Source organism: Bradyrhizobium sp. USDA 4452, assembly GCF_054063575.1.
The window spans coordinates 5,933,105-5,947,609 of sequence record NZ_JBSSGK010000001.1; the positions used below are offsets into that span (position 1 = coordinate 5,933,105).

Genomic DNA, 14,505 nt, shown 5'->3' on the forward strand with positions numbered 1-14,505 from the left:
CGATGAGCAACGCATCATCAGCAGGACAGCTCCCGCCCGGCGTCGGGACCATTGCGACTATCGCCGCAGCGGTCGTCGCCTTTGGCGTCATCCCATTCGCCGGCTCGGACTATCTGCTCGACGCGGTGCTGACGCCGTTTCTCGCGCTGGCGCTCGCCGCCGTCGGGCTCAACGTGCTCACCGGCTATGCCGGGCAGGTGTCGCTGGGCTCCGCAGCGTTCCTCGCGGTCGGCGCCTATGCGACCTACAATCTCCACCTCCGGCTGCCGCAGTTGCCACTGCTTGTCGATCTGGTGCTCGCCGGCCTGATCGCGGCCGCGATCGGCATCGTGTTCGGGCTGCCGAGCCTGCGGCTGCGCGGCTTCTACCTCGCGGTCTCGACGCTCGCCGCGCAGTTCTTCGTGCAATGGGCGCTCACCAAGTTCGGCTGGTTCTCCAACGACAATCCGTCCGGCGTGATCGATGCGCCGGTGCTCAGCGTGGCCGGTTTCACCTTCACCAGCCCGGCGGGGCGCTACCTGTTCTCGTTGAGCGTCGTGGTGGTCGCGACCTTCCTGACGCTGCGGCTATTGCGCTCGCAGAGCGGCCGCAACTTCATCGCGGTGCGTGACCATGAGATCGCGGCCAAGGTGATCGGGGTGCCGCTGTTGCGCACCAAGCTGCTCGCTTTCGGCGTCTCCTCGTTCCTGATCGGCATTGCCGGCGTGCTGTGGGCCTTTGCCTATCTGCGCACCGTCGAGCCGGCCGGCTTCAATCTCGATCGCTCGTTCCAGATCCTGTTCATCATCATTATCGGTGGGCTGGCTTCGCTGCGCGGCGCGTTTCTCGGCGCGGCCTTCATCGTGGTGTTTCCGCTGATCCTGTCGCGCGCCGGCGCGGCCTTGCTCGGCGGCGTGTTCGATTCCGGCGTGCTGGAGATGAGCCAGCGCATCGTCGTCGGCGCGCTCATCATCGCATTCCTGATCGCCGAACCGCGCGGCCTGATCGCGCTGTGGGACCGGCTTTGGCGCGCGGACGGCCGCTATCCGCAACACCTGACATTTCGCACCACTGGAGAGACCAAAGATGATTAAGTCCCGATATCTGAAATTTGCCTTTGCCGCAGCGGTAGCTTCCGTGCTGGCCACAGCGCCGGCGGCGCGCGCCGACGAACAGTTCTTTCCGCTACAAAGCTACCGGGTCGGCCCCTATGCAGCCGGCGGCACCGGCTTCTTCGGCGGTTTCATCGACTATCTCAATCTGATCAACATCCGCGACGGCGGCGTCAACGGCGTCAAGCTGACCTGGGACGAGGGCGAGACCCAGTACGAGGTCGAGCGCGGCGTCGAGGTCTATGAACGGCTGAAGGGCCGGCCCGGCGTTGCCGCCTGGAATCCGCTGTCGGTCGGTATCGCCTATGCCATGATCGACCGCATCACCAAGGACAAGGTGCCGCTGATCACCATCAATCACGGCCGCACCGATTCGACCGACGGCCGCGTGTTTCCCTACGTTTTCCCGCTGCTGCTCAATCCCTACAGCGAGACCTCGGGAATCGTGAACTACATTGCGAGCCGCGAGGGCGGGGTCGACAAGCTGAAGGACAAGAAGATCGTCGTGCTCTATCACGGCTCGCCCTACGGCAAGGAGACCATCCCGATCTACAAGCTGCTGGCCGACAAGTACCAGTTCAGCCTGGAGCAGATCGAGGTGCCGCATCCCGGTAACGAGCAGCAGTCGCAATGGCTGTCGATCCGCCGCGCGAAGCCCGATTACGTGGTGCTGCGCGGCTGGGGCGTGATGAATCCGGTGGCGCTGAAGACCGCGCAGAAGGTCGGCTTCCCCGCCGACCACATCATCGGCAACGTCTGGTCCAACTCCGAGGAAGACGTGATCCCGGCCGGCGACGCCGCCAAGGGCTATATCGCGATCACGACGCAGGCCTCTGGCGAGCAATATCCGGTGCTGCAGGAGGTGATCAAGACGGTCTATAGCGCCGGCAAGGGCAATCTCGACGACAAGAAGCGGATCGGCAGCGTCTACCACAACCTCGGCATCGTGAACGGCATTCTCAATGTCGAGGCGATCCGCATCGCACAGGCGAAGTTCGGCAAGCGCACCTTGACCGGCGACGAGGTGCGCTGGGGCTTCGAGCATCTCCAGCTCGATCCGGCGCGGGTCGACGCGCTCGGCGCCAAGGATCTGTTCCACTCGATCAACGTCACCTGGGACAATCACGAGGGCGACGGCCGCGTGACCTTCCAGCAGTGGGATGGCGGCAAATGGAAGGTGGTCTCCGGCTGGATCGCGCCGGACTGGGCCTTCCTGCGCCCGATCATCGAGAAGTCGGCGGCCGCCTATGCCAAGGAGCACGGCATCAAGGTGCGGACCTCCGGCGACGAGGCCGTCAGCAACTGACGCCGAGACCGGCGCGGGAGCTATCCGGCTTCCGCGCCCCTTAACGTCATAGGACAGCAGATGAGTGAAATCCTGCTTTCGGTCGAAGGACTGGCCGCGACCTATAATCATGCGATCGCGGCGGTCAGCGACGTCTCGCTTACCGTGCGGCGCGGCGAGATCGTCGCCGTGCTCGGCGCCAACGGCGCCGGCAAGTCGACCACGTTGCAGGCCATCTCGGCGCTACTCTCGGCGCGTCGCGGCCAGATCACGGCCGGGCGGGTCGTATTCGATGGCCGTGACATTGCCGGCACCTCGGCGGCGACGCTGGTGCGCGCCGGGCTCGTGCCGGTGCTCGAGGGGCGGCATTGCTTTGCCTCGCTGACGGTGGAGGAGAACCTCATCACCGGCGCGATGGGGCGCGATGCGCGCCGGGCGGAGATCGCCGCTGATCTGGATCGCATCTATCAGCTGTTTCCGCGCCTGAAGCAGCATCGCCGCACGCTCGCCGGACTGACCTCGGGCGGCGAGCAGCAAATGACGGCGATCGGCCGGGCCCTGATGTCGCGTCCGCGGCTGCTGGTGCTCGACGAACCGTCGATGGGCCTCGCGCCGCTGGTCGTCGAGGCAATCTTTCGCGCGCTCAAACAGCTCAACAGCGAGCAGGACCTGTCGATCCTGGTTGCCGAGCAGAACTCGACCGTGGCGCTGCGCTTTGCCGACCACGCGGTCGTGCTCGAGAACGGGCATAGCGTGCTGGCCGGCCGCGCGGCCGAACTGCGGCAGCGCGCCGACATCAAGACCCATTATCTCGGCGGATCGTCGCAGGGCGATCAGGGCCGAAGGCAGCCGCGCGAGGCTGTCGCATGATTGCAACCCGGAGAGACCGACCATGGCCAACGACAATCTCGCACGCAAGATCGACGACGACGTTTACGCCAGGCTCGATGCCGCCATCGATGCGACGGTGAAGGTGAATGCCGACCGCAACGACCGCGAGAGCCGCTTTCCGCGCGAGAATCTTCGCGCACTGACGGAGGCCGGCTGGACCGGCGTGCTGAACGAGCCGCAGTTCGGCGGGCTCGGCCTCGGCCATCTGGACTTCGCGGAAGCCGCGTACCGGATCGGGCAGGCGGATGCCTCCACTGGGCTCATCTACGTCATGCATGTCGGCGCAGCCCAGACCATCAATTTGTTCGGCAACACCGATCAGAAGGGGCGCTGGCTGAAGGCGAATAATGGCAGCCTGCTCGGCACCTATTCGACCAGCGAACGCGCCACCGGCGGGCACTGGTGGTACAATCTGTCCGAGGCCTCGCGCGACGGCGACGATTATCGCGTCAACGCCGAGAAGTCGTTCACCACGAGTTCGGGCCAGGCCGATTATTACGTGGTGCAGACGCGCACGCCCGGCGCCAAGGACCAGGCCGACATCATCTTCTTCATCGTCGACGGCAAGGCCGAGGGCATCGAGTCCCGGCCCTGGGATGCGCTGGGCGTGCGGGCCAACCATTCCGGGGCGATCCGCTACAGCAATGTGCATGTGCCGCAGCGCGACCGGCTCGGCGCCGAAGGGCAGGGCAAGGAGATCATCTATGACGGCGTCTCGCCGGTCTATCTGATCGGGCTCGGCGCGGTCTGGGAAGGCGTCGCACGCGGCGCGTTGAACGCGGCGATCGCCCATACCACAAGCTTCGTGCACAAGGACAGGAACAAGAGCCTGTCGGATTATCAGGCGATCCGCCAGGAGCTCGGCGCGGCCAAGGTGCTGGTCGAGACGTTGCGGCCGTGGCGCAACGAGCTCGCGGCCAGGCTCGACGCACTCTGGCGCGCCGGCAAGCCGCAAAGCGAAATCCTGATCCCGCTGACCGAGTTCAAGGTGCAGGCCGCCGAGGTCGCCAACAAGGTCGCGGCGACGGCGCTGACGGTGACGGGCGGCTACGGTTATCACCGCGGCCCGATCGAGCGCGCCTATCGCGACGCTCGTGCAGCGATCGCGATGGGGCCGTCCAATGTGATCGCGCGCGACTGGATCGGAAAGGCGGTGGTTGGCCTGCCGCTGGAGCTCTTCTACGAGGGGGGAGAGTAAGTCGAATAGGGGGACATCGCCGACCTTGGCGCACATGAGATGTCTCTCTTGTGGAATAGCTCTCCATTGCCGGTGGCGATGCTAGAGCGACCGGGACGTGTGCTGTCGGGAGGTCGACGGTCTCGATCAGACCAGCGGCGTCCATGTCTACAGCAAGACTCCCGCCATCTTCTCAGGACGCCTTAAACGGAGCCTTATCTGTCGAATAGCAGCTAGGGCGCGTCCGAGATCAAGAGCGATTCTGTTGGCGATAATTGGATCCGCCATTTTGCTTCGATATTGAGGTCGATGATGATATTCATCATCGCCTGCCTTCCCGAACTCGCTATTGAGGGCCTCCCGAGAGAGGGGCAGATAATGTAATGGCGCCATCGGGACATCCAGGATTCGAACAAAGGACCGGCGGGCGCTAGCGCTACGGCTGTACGGTCCCGAGTCGGTCTGGCAGGAGGTCGGCCAGCGGCTACTCGACGATGCCTGCGCTCGGCTGACCGGCCGTCAGGAAGATGAGGTCGATCCGGACGAGCCTGATCCGGATGATTTCTCGGCCGGCCCGAAGTGGCCGTGATCGCGCTACATTCGGCTCAAGATTTTAATGGTTCGGCCCTGCAAGACGCGGGCGGCGCGAAAAATCAGCCGAGGGCGTGCAGTCGGGCGTTGCAGCGGCGACGCCAGAGACGTCGGCGGGTCCGCAGGATATCCGAAATGCGCCTGCTGCGGCGAGACAGGAGATCCGTCTCCAAATCCACCGCGATCGAGGCCAATCGGTACGCTCCCCCGACCATCCGCGTGACTTCCTCGTCCTCGATCGGACGATCGTACCGATCGGCGATCCGAGCGTTACCGACGAACGTGCCGGTCTCGACGTCGATACAGGTGACGGTGCCCCAGCCCGCCGGATCTTCCGGTCCCGAGACGATTACGTGGCAGTCCCGATAAGGCAGTTTCCGCCTGCAGATGCTTGAGTGGGCCGAGGACACGTCGCACTTCCATTTTGGCGCCGGCCAGGCACGTCGCCTGCGGCAAAGTTTCGTCGTGCGCGGGAGAAGCTCTCGCGTGTGCTTCGAGGATTGGCCGGCGGCGGTGAACGAGTGCCGCGAACGCTCGCTACAATTTGAAACGTTCCGGCGTAGGGCGGGGCCGGTTCATTTAATGGGAAAGAATCCGTTGCCTTCGAGACCTCGGCTCTGGCGATTTCCCAAGGATTCGTTGAGGAAGACTCGAACGCGCATTCCGTCAGGATCGCGGGCGGCGTTCCAGCTTAAGCTTTTGGAGGCGGAACGTGTCACCAGCGGCATGGATACGGCGCCGACGTGAGAACTAGGGATGAAGGGCTTGTGGCGTTGGTGAGGCAGGTGATGCCTCCCCGGGGCTGAAGAGTGGGATCGTAGAGGTGGTCGAGAAGCATCAAGTCCTTGCATATGTTCAACCGGAAGGTTCTTAGGATCTATCAGGAACTGGTCGACCGTCATCTATGATGCCGGGTTGCATTTCGTTTTGGTCTAGTTGAGCACCGCCGCAGATCCCTTCCGATATGGCCTCCCGCATCGGCGGCGACATCTGGCAGGTTTGCAGGATCAGGGCGGACTACCAGGCCGCTTCCTCGAAAAGCGAGGTTTCCTGATACGGACCGCAAGAGGGAACGGCTTGGCGTTCGCCAACAGCGCCGCTGCCGCGGAATTGGACGCGCGTCCCGCGGCCAGACGCGCGATCGACGAACGGGCCCGTCAGGCGCAATCTCGAGTTCAAGCGAACGAGGATTACAAGTCTGTTGAGTAGAAATCTGACTGTCAGAAAGTACGTCGGCGTGTCCCGTTGTCAGACCGCGAGCGTTAGTTACCCGTGACCGAAGCGCAAAATGGTACGGTGAAGCAGATATCGCGCTTCTGGTGATCGAAAACGAAGCTTTCGATCTCATTCGACGACAGGATTCTCTCGGATCGGCCTACCATCCCGATCGCGACGTAGTGCGGCTGAGACCTGACTGAATTTGAACGTCGATCGGGGCCGAGGCCAAAGTGGCAGATACCCGATGATCAACTAATCAGCGGCACTATGAGCGTGCTGTTCGACGGCATCACCATCTGTTCGCAATAATCATCGACATACCGGTCTTCGGCATCGTCGAGTGTCGGCGGTGACCAGCAGCAGCACGAGCAGAAGAGTTGGCTCATCCCCCGCCTGATACCGGCGCGAGCCGCCTGCTGGCCATGCGAAATTCGGCGCCATTCTTCGAATTGCACCTGCGGCGGGATCTTTGCCGCGTCAATCTTGGACTTTGCTGAAATTGGTAGTCGCAGCAGCAAATCAGTTGTTCTCATAGTCCGAAATCGAGTCGCTCTTACCTGCCTCATGACAATGCTTCTTCGAAACAACCGTTTTTGAGGATCGAGGAGATAATTTCGGCAGGCTCGGCGAGAGCAATTGATTTTTGTGTAGTCAAGGGGAATGACGCGATGAAAGAAACGGTTGATGATTGCCTATTGGCAGCAATTGATCGGTTAGCGAAATCTTCCAGCGAGGTAGCCAAAGCTTTGTCGACAATGCTGAGCAAGCAGGACATTGCAAATGAACACCTGCGCAAACTTGTAACCGCTGCGGAGATGTACGGGCTACCCAGAACAAATCATAGCTTGTTTCGTACTTTGTCTGTGACTGCACAAGAACGAGCCATTGAGATAATCCGTACAGAAATGCCTGATGCTGTCTTTTTTGCCGATCATGATGAGTTCAGGTTTGATGCCTTGTCAAAAGCGGATGCGGGTGTTGCTCTCGAGTTCGGCGTCTATGCCGGTTACACCATCAGCACCATGGCCCAGCGATTCCCGGAGCGGAAGTTTTATGGCTTCGATAGCTTTAATGGTCTGCCGGAGCGCTGGAATGGATACCTTCCAGTGGACTTCGATCGTGGAGGCAAGGCGCCTGACGTTCCGCAGAACGTAGAGCTTATTGTTGGTCTGTTTGATGAGACGATTCCGGTGTTTGCTCAGCGCAAGCTGCCCGTTGCGTTCATCCACGTCGATTGCGACATATATTCAAGCACTAGAAGTATCTTTACGGGACTCAAGTCTCAGATTCGTCCAGGATGCGTTATCGCGTTTGACGAATACTTCAACTACGTAGGGTTCGAGAAGCATGAAAGACTAGCTTTCGACGAATTCATCCGTGAGACCAACTATGGTGTTAATTGGATATCGTATTCGGGGCAACAGGCCGCTTGTGTACTGACGATGGGTGCGTAGCGCCTACAGTCGGACCGCAGAAATGCGTGTTCGGCGGCGGCAAGAGGGCAATGATCGCGATCGGCATGATCACGATCGCCCGCACGGTGGGCAACATGATCGGTGCCGATCATGCCAAATGTCGGGATGACATGCCGGCGCCACCGAGCAGCAGCATCTGCATGTCGAGCGGGCTGAGAGGGGACCGCAGCGGAGTAGGGAGCCTCATCGACATGTCGACGAAGCCGCTATCACGGCTTCGGTGGGCGCACGCACGCTAGAAGGCCGCTGCTTGCCGTCAGGTTTGGCCGCTTTAGCCAAAGGCATTCGGCGAGGCGGCGGCGGGCCATGGATCCGGGGCGTTCGCTGGTTTGCAGCAGCATAGAAACGGCCGGTGCGATCATGCGATGGGGGTCCTGTGGCGCTCAGGAGCCACATCGGATGATGTGTTCGCGCGAACGGGCAGACTTGCCAACCGCCGTGCCGCAGGAGACGCAGTTCGACCAGCCCGGATCGCCGGTTGTGGTGCCACGTCGACCAGCAGGTTTCATGAGGCGGATTTCCTGAGGGCACCACCCTCGGTTTTCTCAAGCTCAAATCTCGGGAAAGAAACGAGCGGAGATTCGGCCGTCGTCTCAGTGACGAGTCGTTCGTAAAACGAAATCGAGTCGCTCTAAAAGAGCAAATTGAGTCGTTCTAAAAGTGTCCTCACATATTATTATTCAACGAAATTGGTGGGCCCGGCAGGACTCGAACCTGCAACCAAACCGTTATGAGCGGTTGGCTCTAACCATTGAGCTACAGGCCCCGCTACTAAAAGGCGGCGGCGCGGCATGCTGGCATCGTTACAGGTTGTCTGCCGCTCCCGCAAGGTTCAGTCATACTTCCGCACCCGCGCTTCGGACTTCTCCGCATACGTTCCTTTCCCGGTCTGTAACTCGAAGCGTGCCTTCGGTCCGAAGGCCTGCTTTGGCGCAGTTATCATGTGTCCTTATCAAGGGCGCGACGTGTGTAGAATCAGCAGGCTGCGCCGGCGCGGAGTCGCAAGATAGGGTTTTCCAACCTGGCGAGCTCTTAACTGGTGTTGAGGCGGGCGATGGAGGCTTCACCGTTCCGTTTCGACAAAACCTTGGTATAGGTTTGACAGCCCATCCTATATTACCCACTCACCTTTGTAGAGTTGAGCATCCATCAGATCGTTTCTACTTTCGACATCGAAGCCGGATCATTCGAACGAGCGATCGAAGCGAAGCCTTGAGCTGGCTTGATTCCTTGCTGGAAGTCATTGTGTTCCATCAAGGTCTGAGGACGAAACTACATGGAAACAGGTGAGCTCAATTCCACGTCTCGATGCGGCCTGCAGGCTGTTTAGGCGCAAAAAAGACATGGATGTTTAACTTGGGAGGTGCTCCCGCAATTCGAGGTCGCGGTCAGTGATGAGAAGGGTAGGACCGATGTTCATCCAAGCAACCACGATGTAACAAGCGCAGGACTGAGCTCCCTGCTTGGGAGCGTGTGCCTTTGGATCGGGCGTTTCCAGTTCCCAAATTTTACGCGCATTAGCCGCGGGCAGCACGACCTGCTCGCGATTTGCGTTACCTTGAATGCGAGTCCAGATGGCATTTACCGAACTTTTCATCAAACGCCCGGTGTTGTCTGTCGTCCTCAGTCTCCTGATCCTGCTGATCGGACTTCGTGCGGCCACCGTTCTGCCGATCCGGCAGTATCCCAAGCTGTCCAATACGGTCGTCAATATCACGACTTCTTATCCTGGCGCCTCCGCCGACATGATCCAGGGGTTCATCACCGCTCCACTGGAGCAGGCCGTCGCTTCCGCCGAGGGCGTCGACTACATCACTTCCTCATCGGTACTCGGTACGTCGACGATCCAAGTCTACGTAAAGCTGAATGTCGATCCCCACGAAGCGCTCACCGAGGTGCTTTCTAAGGTCAACTCAATCAAATATTTAATCCCGAAGGAATCAAACGATCCAGTCGTCACTAAGGCAACGGGTCAGGCCACCGCTGTCATGTATATCGCTTTCTCCAGCGAGGAACTGACGACCAGCGCGATTTCCGACTATCTCTCGCGCGTCGTGCAACCGGTTATGTCAACCGTTGACGGCGTCGCCGCGGCAGACATCCTGGGCGGCCAAAGTTTTGCGATGCGGCTATGGCTCGATACGGCGAAAATGGCAGGGCGCGGCGTCTCGCCGGCTGATGTTTCGGCCGCAATCGCCGCCAATAACTTCCAGGCGGCGGCCGGCCAGACCAAGGGATATTTCACTATCTCCGACGTCACGGCAAATACCGACCTGCGGAGTGTAGATGACTTCAAGCGAATGATAGTTAAAGCCAATGATGGTGGCTTTGTGCGCATTGAAGACATTGCGACAGTCGAGCTTGCCGCGCAGACGACAGACGTCAGTGCCGTCATGAACGGCGAGCACGCGGTCGTCATCGGCGTGCAGGCAGGTCCACAAGGCAATCCGCTGAACATAGTGCGAGGTGTTCGCGCGCTGTTTCCAGAAATGGAGCGTAACCTGCCGCCATCGCTCAAGATGAAAGTGGCGTACGATTCAACGAAATTCATCCAATCGTCGATCGATGAAGTGGAGAAGACGCTCATCGAGGCCATCGTGATCGTAGTGGTAGTGATCTTCCTGTTCCTGGCCTCGCTGCGATCGGTCATCATTCCCGTCGTCACCATTCCGCTGTCGCTCGTTGGCGTCTGCAGCTTGATGCTGGCGCTGGGGTTCTCATTTAACCTCCTGACCCTCCTTGCGATGGTGCTCGCGATAGGTCTTGTGGTCGACGACGCGATCGTCGTGGTGGAGAATGTCCATCGTCATCTAGAGGAAGGGGCGCCGCCCCTGCAGGCCGCCACGAGGGGAGCGCGCGAGATCGTGGTCCCCGTTGTCTCCATGACGATTACGTTGGCGGCCGTATACGCCCCCATCGGCTTTCTCGGTGGCCTCACCGGTGCGCTGTTCCGTGAGTTCGCGTTCACGCTGGCCGGGGCGGTGATCGTGTCTGGCGTGATCGCTTTAACGCTGTCGCCGATGATGTGCTCGATCTTTCTAAAGAGCGCCGAGGAGGGGCGGTTTGCAAGAGTCGCGAACCGCGTGTTCGCTGCCATGACACGCTGGTACGGCCGCAAGCTCGATCGCTCGCTCGACTATCGCCCAATTACCTGGCTGTTTGCGCTGACCATGCTGGGCCTTGTCGGCTTTTTCTATGTGCATACCTCTAAGGAACTTGCACCCGAGGAGGATCAAGGTATCGTATTCGCACTAACGAGGGCGCCGAAGTATGCCAATATCGACTATCTCGACTATTACGGTGCCAAGCTCGAAAAGGCATTCCGAAAGTTTTCCGAGACCGATTTGAGCTTCGTGCTCAACGGTAGTGGCGGCTCGCAATCAGGCATGGCCGGAATGTTGCTGAAGCCATGGGACGAACGCGAGCGATCATCGATCGCGCTTAGGTCCCTTGTTCAAGCCGAGCTGTCGAAAATCGAAGGCATTAACGCATTTGCTTTTAGCTTACCGGCGCTTCCGGGCGGATCGGACGGCCTGCCCGTTCAGATGGTGATCAATTCGACGCTTGGCTTCCAGTTCGTCTACGAGCAGATGTCGAAACTGAAGGACGCCGCGCGCAAGAGCGGTCTGTTCATGGTTAGCGACTCTGACCTCGAATTCAACCAGCCGGTGGTGCGAATCAAGGTCGACCGGTCCAAGGCCAACGATCTTGGCATCACCATGCAGAATATCGGCGACGCGCTTGCCACCCTACTTGGCGGAAACTACATCAATCGCTTCAATCTGCAGGGCCGCTCCTACCAGGTGATCCCGCAGGTGCCGCGCGAGAAACGCATGGCTCCGGAAGCGATTGGGAACTATTATGTGAAGACTGCGACGGGCTCGATGCTTCCGCTATCTACCGTCGTCTCGGTGGAGACTGCGACTGATCCGAACGCGCTCACCCACTACAACCAGCTCAGCTGTGCGACCTTTCAGGCCGTGCCGATGCCTGGGGTCACGATCGGTCAAGCCGTCGACTTCCTGGAAGCAGAGGCAAAGAAGCTGCCGGCGGGTTTCGGCCACGACTTCCTTGCCGATGCGCGGCAATATGTGCACGAGGGCGACCAACTTGCCATCACCTTCGCATTTGCACTGGTCGTCATATTCTTGGTGCTTGCGGCGCAGTTCGAGAGTCTGCGCGATCCCCTCATTATTATGATCAGTGTACCCATGGCAATTGTCGGCGCCTTGATACCACTATTCTTTGGCTGGGCGACGATGAACATCTACACTCAGGTCGGGCTGCTGACGCTGGTCGGTTTAATTTCCAAGCACGGGATCCTGATGGTTGAGTTCGCCAACGAGCTGCAGCTCAAGGAGAGACTAGACCGTCGCTCGGCGATAGAGATGGCGGCTCGCGTCCGACTTCGTCCAATCTTGATGACGACAGCGGCGATGGTCACTGGCGTGGTCCCATTGTTGGCGGCAACAGGAGCTGGCGCCGCGAGCCGCTTCTCAATTGGGCTGGTGCTCGTCGCGGGCATGTCTATCGGCACGCTGTTCACGCTCTTCGTCCTGCCGGCAGTCTATGTCGCGATCGCCTCCGATCACCGTGCCGATGCGAGTGTCGGTCAGGCGAAGAAGGGCCCCAAGTTCGACCTCACCAGCGCTGCCGAGGCCCAGCCGGCCGAGCAATGACGCCAGGATCAGGTCGGATCGACCGATTGGGGCTCTACGATAGGTACGCTTCTTGCACAACGTGGTGATCTGATGCGCCCTGAAACTCGCGGCGGGACCGAAGGATGATCGCTCGCGTGGTGCTCTTGTCGACCTATCGTTAACCCGCGGCAAAGGACTACCTCATAGAAGGGAAAGAAGATCATCTCGAGCTATCGGCGTGGTGAACGGCGGAGCCTTAGGAGAGTCGTAACGCTCCGTTTCATCGAGATCTTCGCGCTATTGCTGCCGAGGTTGGTGCGTATCGGGCGTTTAAAGAACGCATCAGCAATCCGATGCTGCTTCGCCACGATGAATTGCCGCACATTCACCGCAGCCGAACGCCGGCTCACCGCCAGGCGCGGAGCGAATTAATGTGCTCTCGAGCAAAAGCAGCTTTCGCATCGTCGCAAATTGCGATGATAGAAAATTTACTTTCTCTCATCCGATCGCGTTTGAATTGCTAGCTGAAATAGACAAACTCCAGTCTGATCCGCCTCAAGTGCTGCCGATAAGGGAAATTCTGTGGGGTTGGAGAACTGGTTGTCCGCACTTATACGGATGCCGACGCAGTTGAGGTTTCGATACGAAACCCATTGGTGGAGCAATCAGAGGCCCATGCTGAGTGATGTAGTTGGGTAGCGGGAAGTACAGCGCCACTTTCTGTTGCACAACTGCAGCCCATAACAGGGAGCAAATGTAGAAGCTCCGCACTTGACCGCGGTCATCGCCATTATCAAGACGGCCGGATTTCGTAAGCGAGTGGTCAGAATCTTTCGCAATCTTGAAGACCAATGTTTACGTCTGATTCCTTGGCGGGATTGGGCGCCCTCTGGCGTGAGAAAGTTAAGGAAATGCCTGGGTTTGATGCTTCTATCTGGTTCCTGGCCGCAACGACGTGTTTTGCGGCTTTCGTAAACGGAGCCATCGGCTACGGTTTTTCGTCGCTCACTGTGCCGCTTGCGCTGGTTTTCTACACCAATCGCGTTCTCAATCCTGCCATTGTCATCGTCGAAGTCTTCGTCAACGTTTACGTGCTCGTCATCAATCTGAAGGGCGCACCGGCGGTTTGGAGGCGCGTGTTTCCTATCTTGGTTGGACTGTTGCCGGGCATTGCGGTTGGCGGCTATGCATTGGCTTCACTGCAGCCCGGCTGGATCAAATTAGCCACCTTCACGATCATTCTACCTTTGATCCTGCTGCAAGCGGCCGGTTGGCGCCGCCCTATCGAGGCAAGCTGGCTGATCGGTCTGCCATTCGGATCGATGCTGGGCATCCTCTATTCGGTGACGACTATCTCCGGCCCGCCCTTGGCGATGCTGTTTAATAATCAGGGCCTGGTTAAAAACGAATTTCGCGCCAGCCTTGCCCTGGTACGCGTGGCGGAATCGAGCGTGACCGCGTTCATCTATCACAAGCTCGGTCTGTTCATTTCCGAAAGCGGCGCTCTTCTCCATGTCTTGGTGCCCAGCGTTGTATTCGGCATCCCGCTGGGATCCTACGTCATTCGCCGACTTGATCCGGAGATATTTCGACGCATCTGCATGAGCTTCGATGCTTGGATCGTGGGCTTCGGTTTGTCACGGGTTCTGATCGAGCTCAATCTAATGCAGAGCGCATGGGCGTATAGCGTGATGGCCGCGACGATATTGATCGATCTTTGGTTACTATACTCGTTCCTCACCAGGCGCCGTTCGAGCTGGTCAGATCGGCGACGTCGGCAAGTCGCGGGTATAAGCGCTTGAACAATGCCAGCGGGCGCCTTGATGTCGAAGGCACCCGTCCTGGACCCGGCCAAGCGATCGCAGGGCCAATTGAATTGATGTCGTCGCGGCACCGCGCGGCCCCTTTCGGTGTCGACGAGAACGACATGGACATCCAGCTGATTGCTCCAGAGACAACCCAGCCCACGGGCAAGATATCCAATATCAGAGGAAAGCCCAGAACGTTTGGACCTGATGTTCTCGCCGTTCGACCCGAAATGGCGGTGATCTTCGTCAGTGCACACTAAGACCGGATCACCCGAAATACGAAGACATTTGGCACGGCGTAGGGAATCACCAACCTGAAGTTGGGAATA

General features: G+C 59.4%; 10 protein-coding genes and 1 tRNA gene. 8 read left to right on the plus strand and 3 right to left on the minus strand.

Annotated elements, in window-relative coordinates:
• Positions 1-2: 2 nt before the first annotated feature.
• The 4 genes from ACVISU_RS28200 to ACVISU_RS28215 are packed head-to-tail and all read left to right on the plus strand — an operon-like array spanning position 3 to position 4,465.
• Positions 3-1,073, plus strand: coding sequence for a branched-chain amino acid ABC transporter permease (locus ACVISU_RS28200; RefSeq protein WP_456709035.1), 1,071 nt, complete (start codon positions 3-5; stop codon positions 1,071-1,073).
• Positions 1,066-2,397 carry an ABC transporter substrate-binding protein gene (locus tag ACVISU_RS28205; RefSeq protein ID WP_456709036.1) on the plus strand — a complete coding sequence of 444 codons (1,332 nt, stop codon included), beginning with the start codon at positions 1,066-1,068 and terminating at the stop codon, positions 2,395-2,397. The genes ACVISU_RS28200 and ACVISU_RS28205 overlap by 8 nt, the downstream gene beginning before the upstream one ends.
• A gap of 60 nt (positions 2,398-2,457) precedes the next feature.
• Positions 2,458-3,246: an ABC transporter ATP-binding protein gene (locus ACVISU_RS28210; protein WP_456709037.1), complete on the plus strand. Its 789-nt coding sequence runs from the start codon at positions 2,458-2,460 to the stop codon at positions 3,244-3,246.
• Positions 3,247-3,268: 22 nt separating this feature from the next.
• Entirely contained in the window at positions 3,269-4,465 is a 1,197-nt protein-coding gene (locus ACVISU_RS28215; protein WP_456709038.1) for an acyl-CoA dehydrogenase family protein, read from the plus strand.
• A gap of 632 nt (positions 4,466-5,097) precedes the next feature.
• Here ACVISU_RS28215 and ACVISU_RS28220 read toward each other — a convergent pair.
• Together ACVISU_RS28220 and ACVISU_RS28225 are read right to left on the minus strand one after the other, a co-directional pair.
• Positions 5,098-5,445, minus strand: coding sequence for a hypothetical protein (locus ACVISU_RS28220; RefSeq protein WP_456709039.1), 348 nt, complete (start codon positions 5,443-5,445; stop codon positions 5,098-5,100).
• Between the two features lie 1,056 nt (positions 5,446-6,501).
• Positions 6,502-6,786, minus strand: a complete 285-nt coding sequence (locus ACVISU_RS28225; protein ID WP_456709040.1) for a hypothetical protein — start codon at positions 6,784-6,786, stop codon at positions 6,502-6,504.
• 135 nt (positions 6,787-6,921) lie between these two features.
• Here ACVISU_RS28225 and ACVISU_RS28230 point away from each other — a divergent pair, with 135 nt between their 5' ends.
• Positions 6,922-7,707 (plus strand): class I SAM-dependent methyltransferase, encoded by a 786-nt coding sequence (locus tag ACVISU_RS28230; protein WP_456709041.1) that lies wholly within the window; start codon positions 6,922-6,924, stop codon positions 7,705-7,707.
• A gap of 711 nt (positions 7,708-8,418) precedes the next feature.
• On the opposite strand, the gene ACVISU_RS28235 is transcribed toward ACVISU_RS28230, so the two are convergent.
• A tRNA-Ile gene (locus ACVISU_RS28235) sits at positions 8,419-8,494 on the minus strand.
• Positions 8,495-9,302: 808 nt separating this feature from the next.
• Here ACVISU_RS28235 and ACVISU_RS28240 point away from each other — a divergent pair.
• The 3 genes from ACVISU_RS28240 (at position 9,303) to ACVISU_RS28250 (ending at position 14,436) form a co-directional block, all read left to right on the plus strand.
• Positions 9,303-12,407: an efflux RND transporter permease subunit gene (locus ACVISU_RS28240; protein ID WP_456709042.1), complete on the plus strand. Its 3,105-nt coding sequence runs from the start codon at positions 9,303-9,305 to the stop codon at positions 12,405-12,407.
• Positions 12,408-13,219: 812 nt separating this feature from the next.
• Positions 13,220-14,170, plus strand: coding sequence for a sulfite exporter TauE/SafE family protein (locus ACVISU_RS28245; RefSeq protein ID WP_456709043.1), 951 nt, complete (start codon positions 13,220-13,222; stop codon positions 14,168-14,170).
• Positions 14,167-14,436: a hypothetical protein gene (locus ACVISU_RS28250; protein ID WP_456709044.1), complete on the plus strand. Its 270-nt coding sequence runs from the start codon at positions 14,167-14,169 to the stop codon at positions 14,434-14,436. The genes ACVISU_RS28245 and ACVISU_RS28250 overlap by 4 nt, the downstream gene beginning before the upstream one ends.
• Positions 14,437-14,505 lie beyond the last annotated feature (69 nt).

Bases quoted from the DNA above. Each gene is read 5' to 3' on its own strand.
- ACVISU_RS28225 (WP_456709040.1), bottom strand. From the start codon at position 6,786: ATGAGAACAACTGATTTGCTGCTGCGACTACCAATTTCAGCAAAGTCC.
- ACVISU_RS28230 (WP_456709041.1), top strand. From the start codon at position 6,922: ATGAAAGAAACGGTTGATGATTGCCTATTGGCAGCAATTGATCGGTTA.
- ACVISU_RS28200 (WP_456709035.1), top strand. From the start codon at position 3: ATGAGCAACGCATCATCAGCAGGACAGCTCCCGCCCGGCGTCGGGACC.
- ACVISU_RS28215 (WP_456709038.1), top strand. From the start codon at position 3,269: ATGGCCAACGACAATCTCGCACGCAAGATCGACGACGACGTTTACGCC.
- ACVISU_RS28245 (WP_456709043.1), top strand. From the start codon at position 13,220: ATGTTTACGTCTGATTCCTTGGCGGGATTGGGCGCCCTCTGGCGTGAG.
- ACVISU_RS28210 (WP_456709037.1), top strand. From the start codon at position 2,458: ATGAGTGAAATCCTGCTTTCGGTCGAAGGACTGGCCGCGACCTATAAT.
- ACVISU_RS28205 (WP_456709036.1), top strand. From the start codon at position 1,066: ATGATTAAGTCCCGATATCTGAAATTTGCCTTTGCCGCAGCGGTAGCT.
- ACVISU_RS28240 (WP_456709042.1), top strand. From the start codon at position 9,303: ATGGCATTTACCGAACTTTTCATCAAACGCCCGGTGTTGTCTGTCGTC.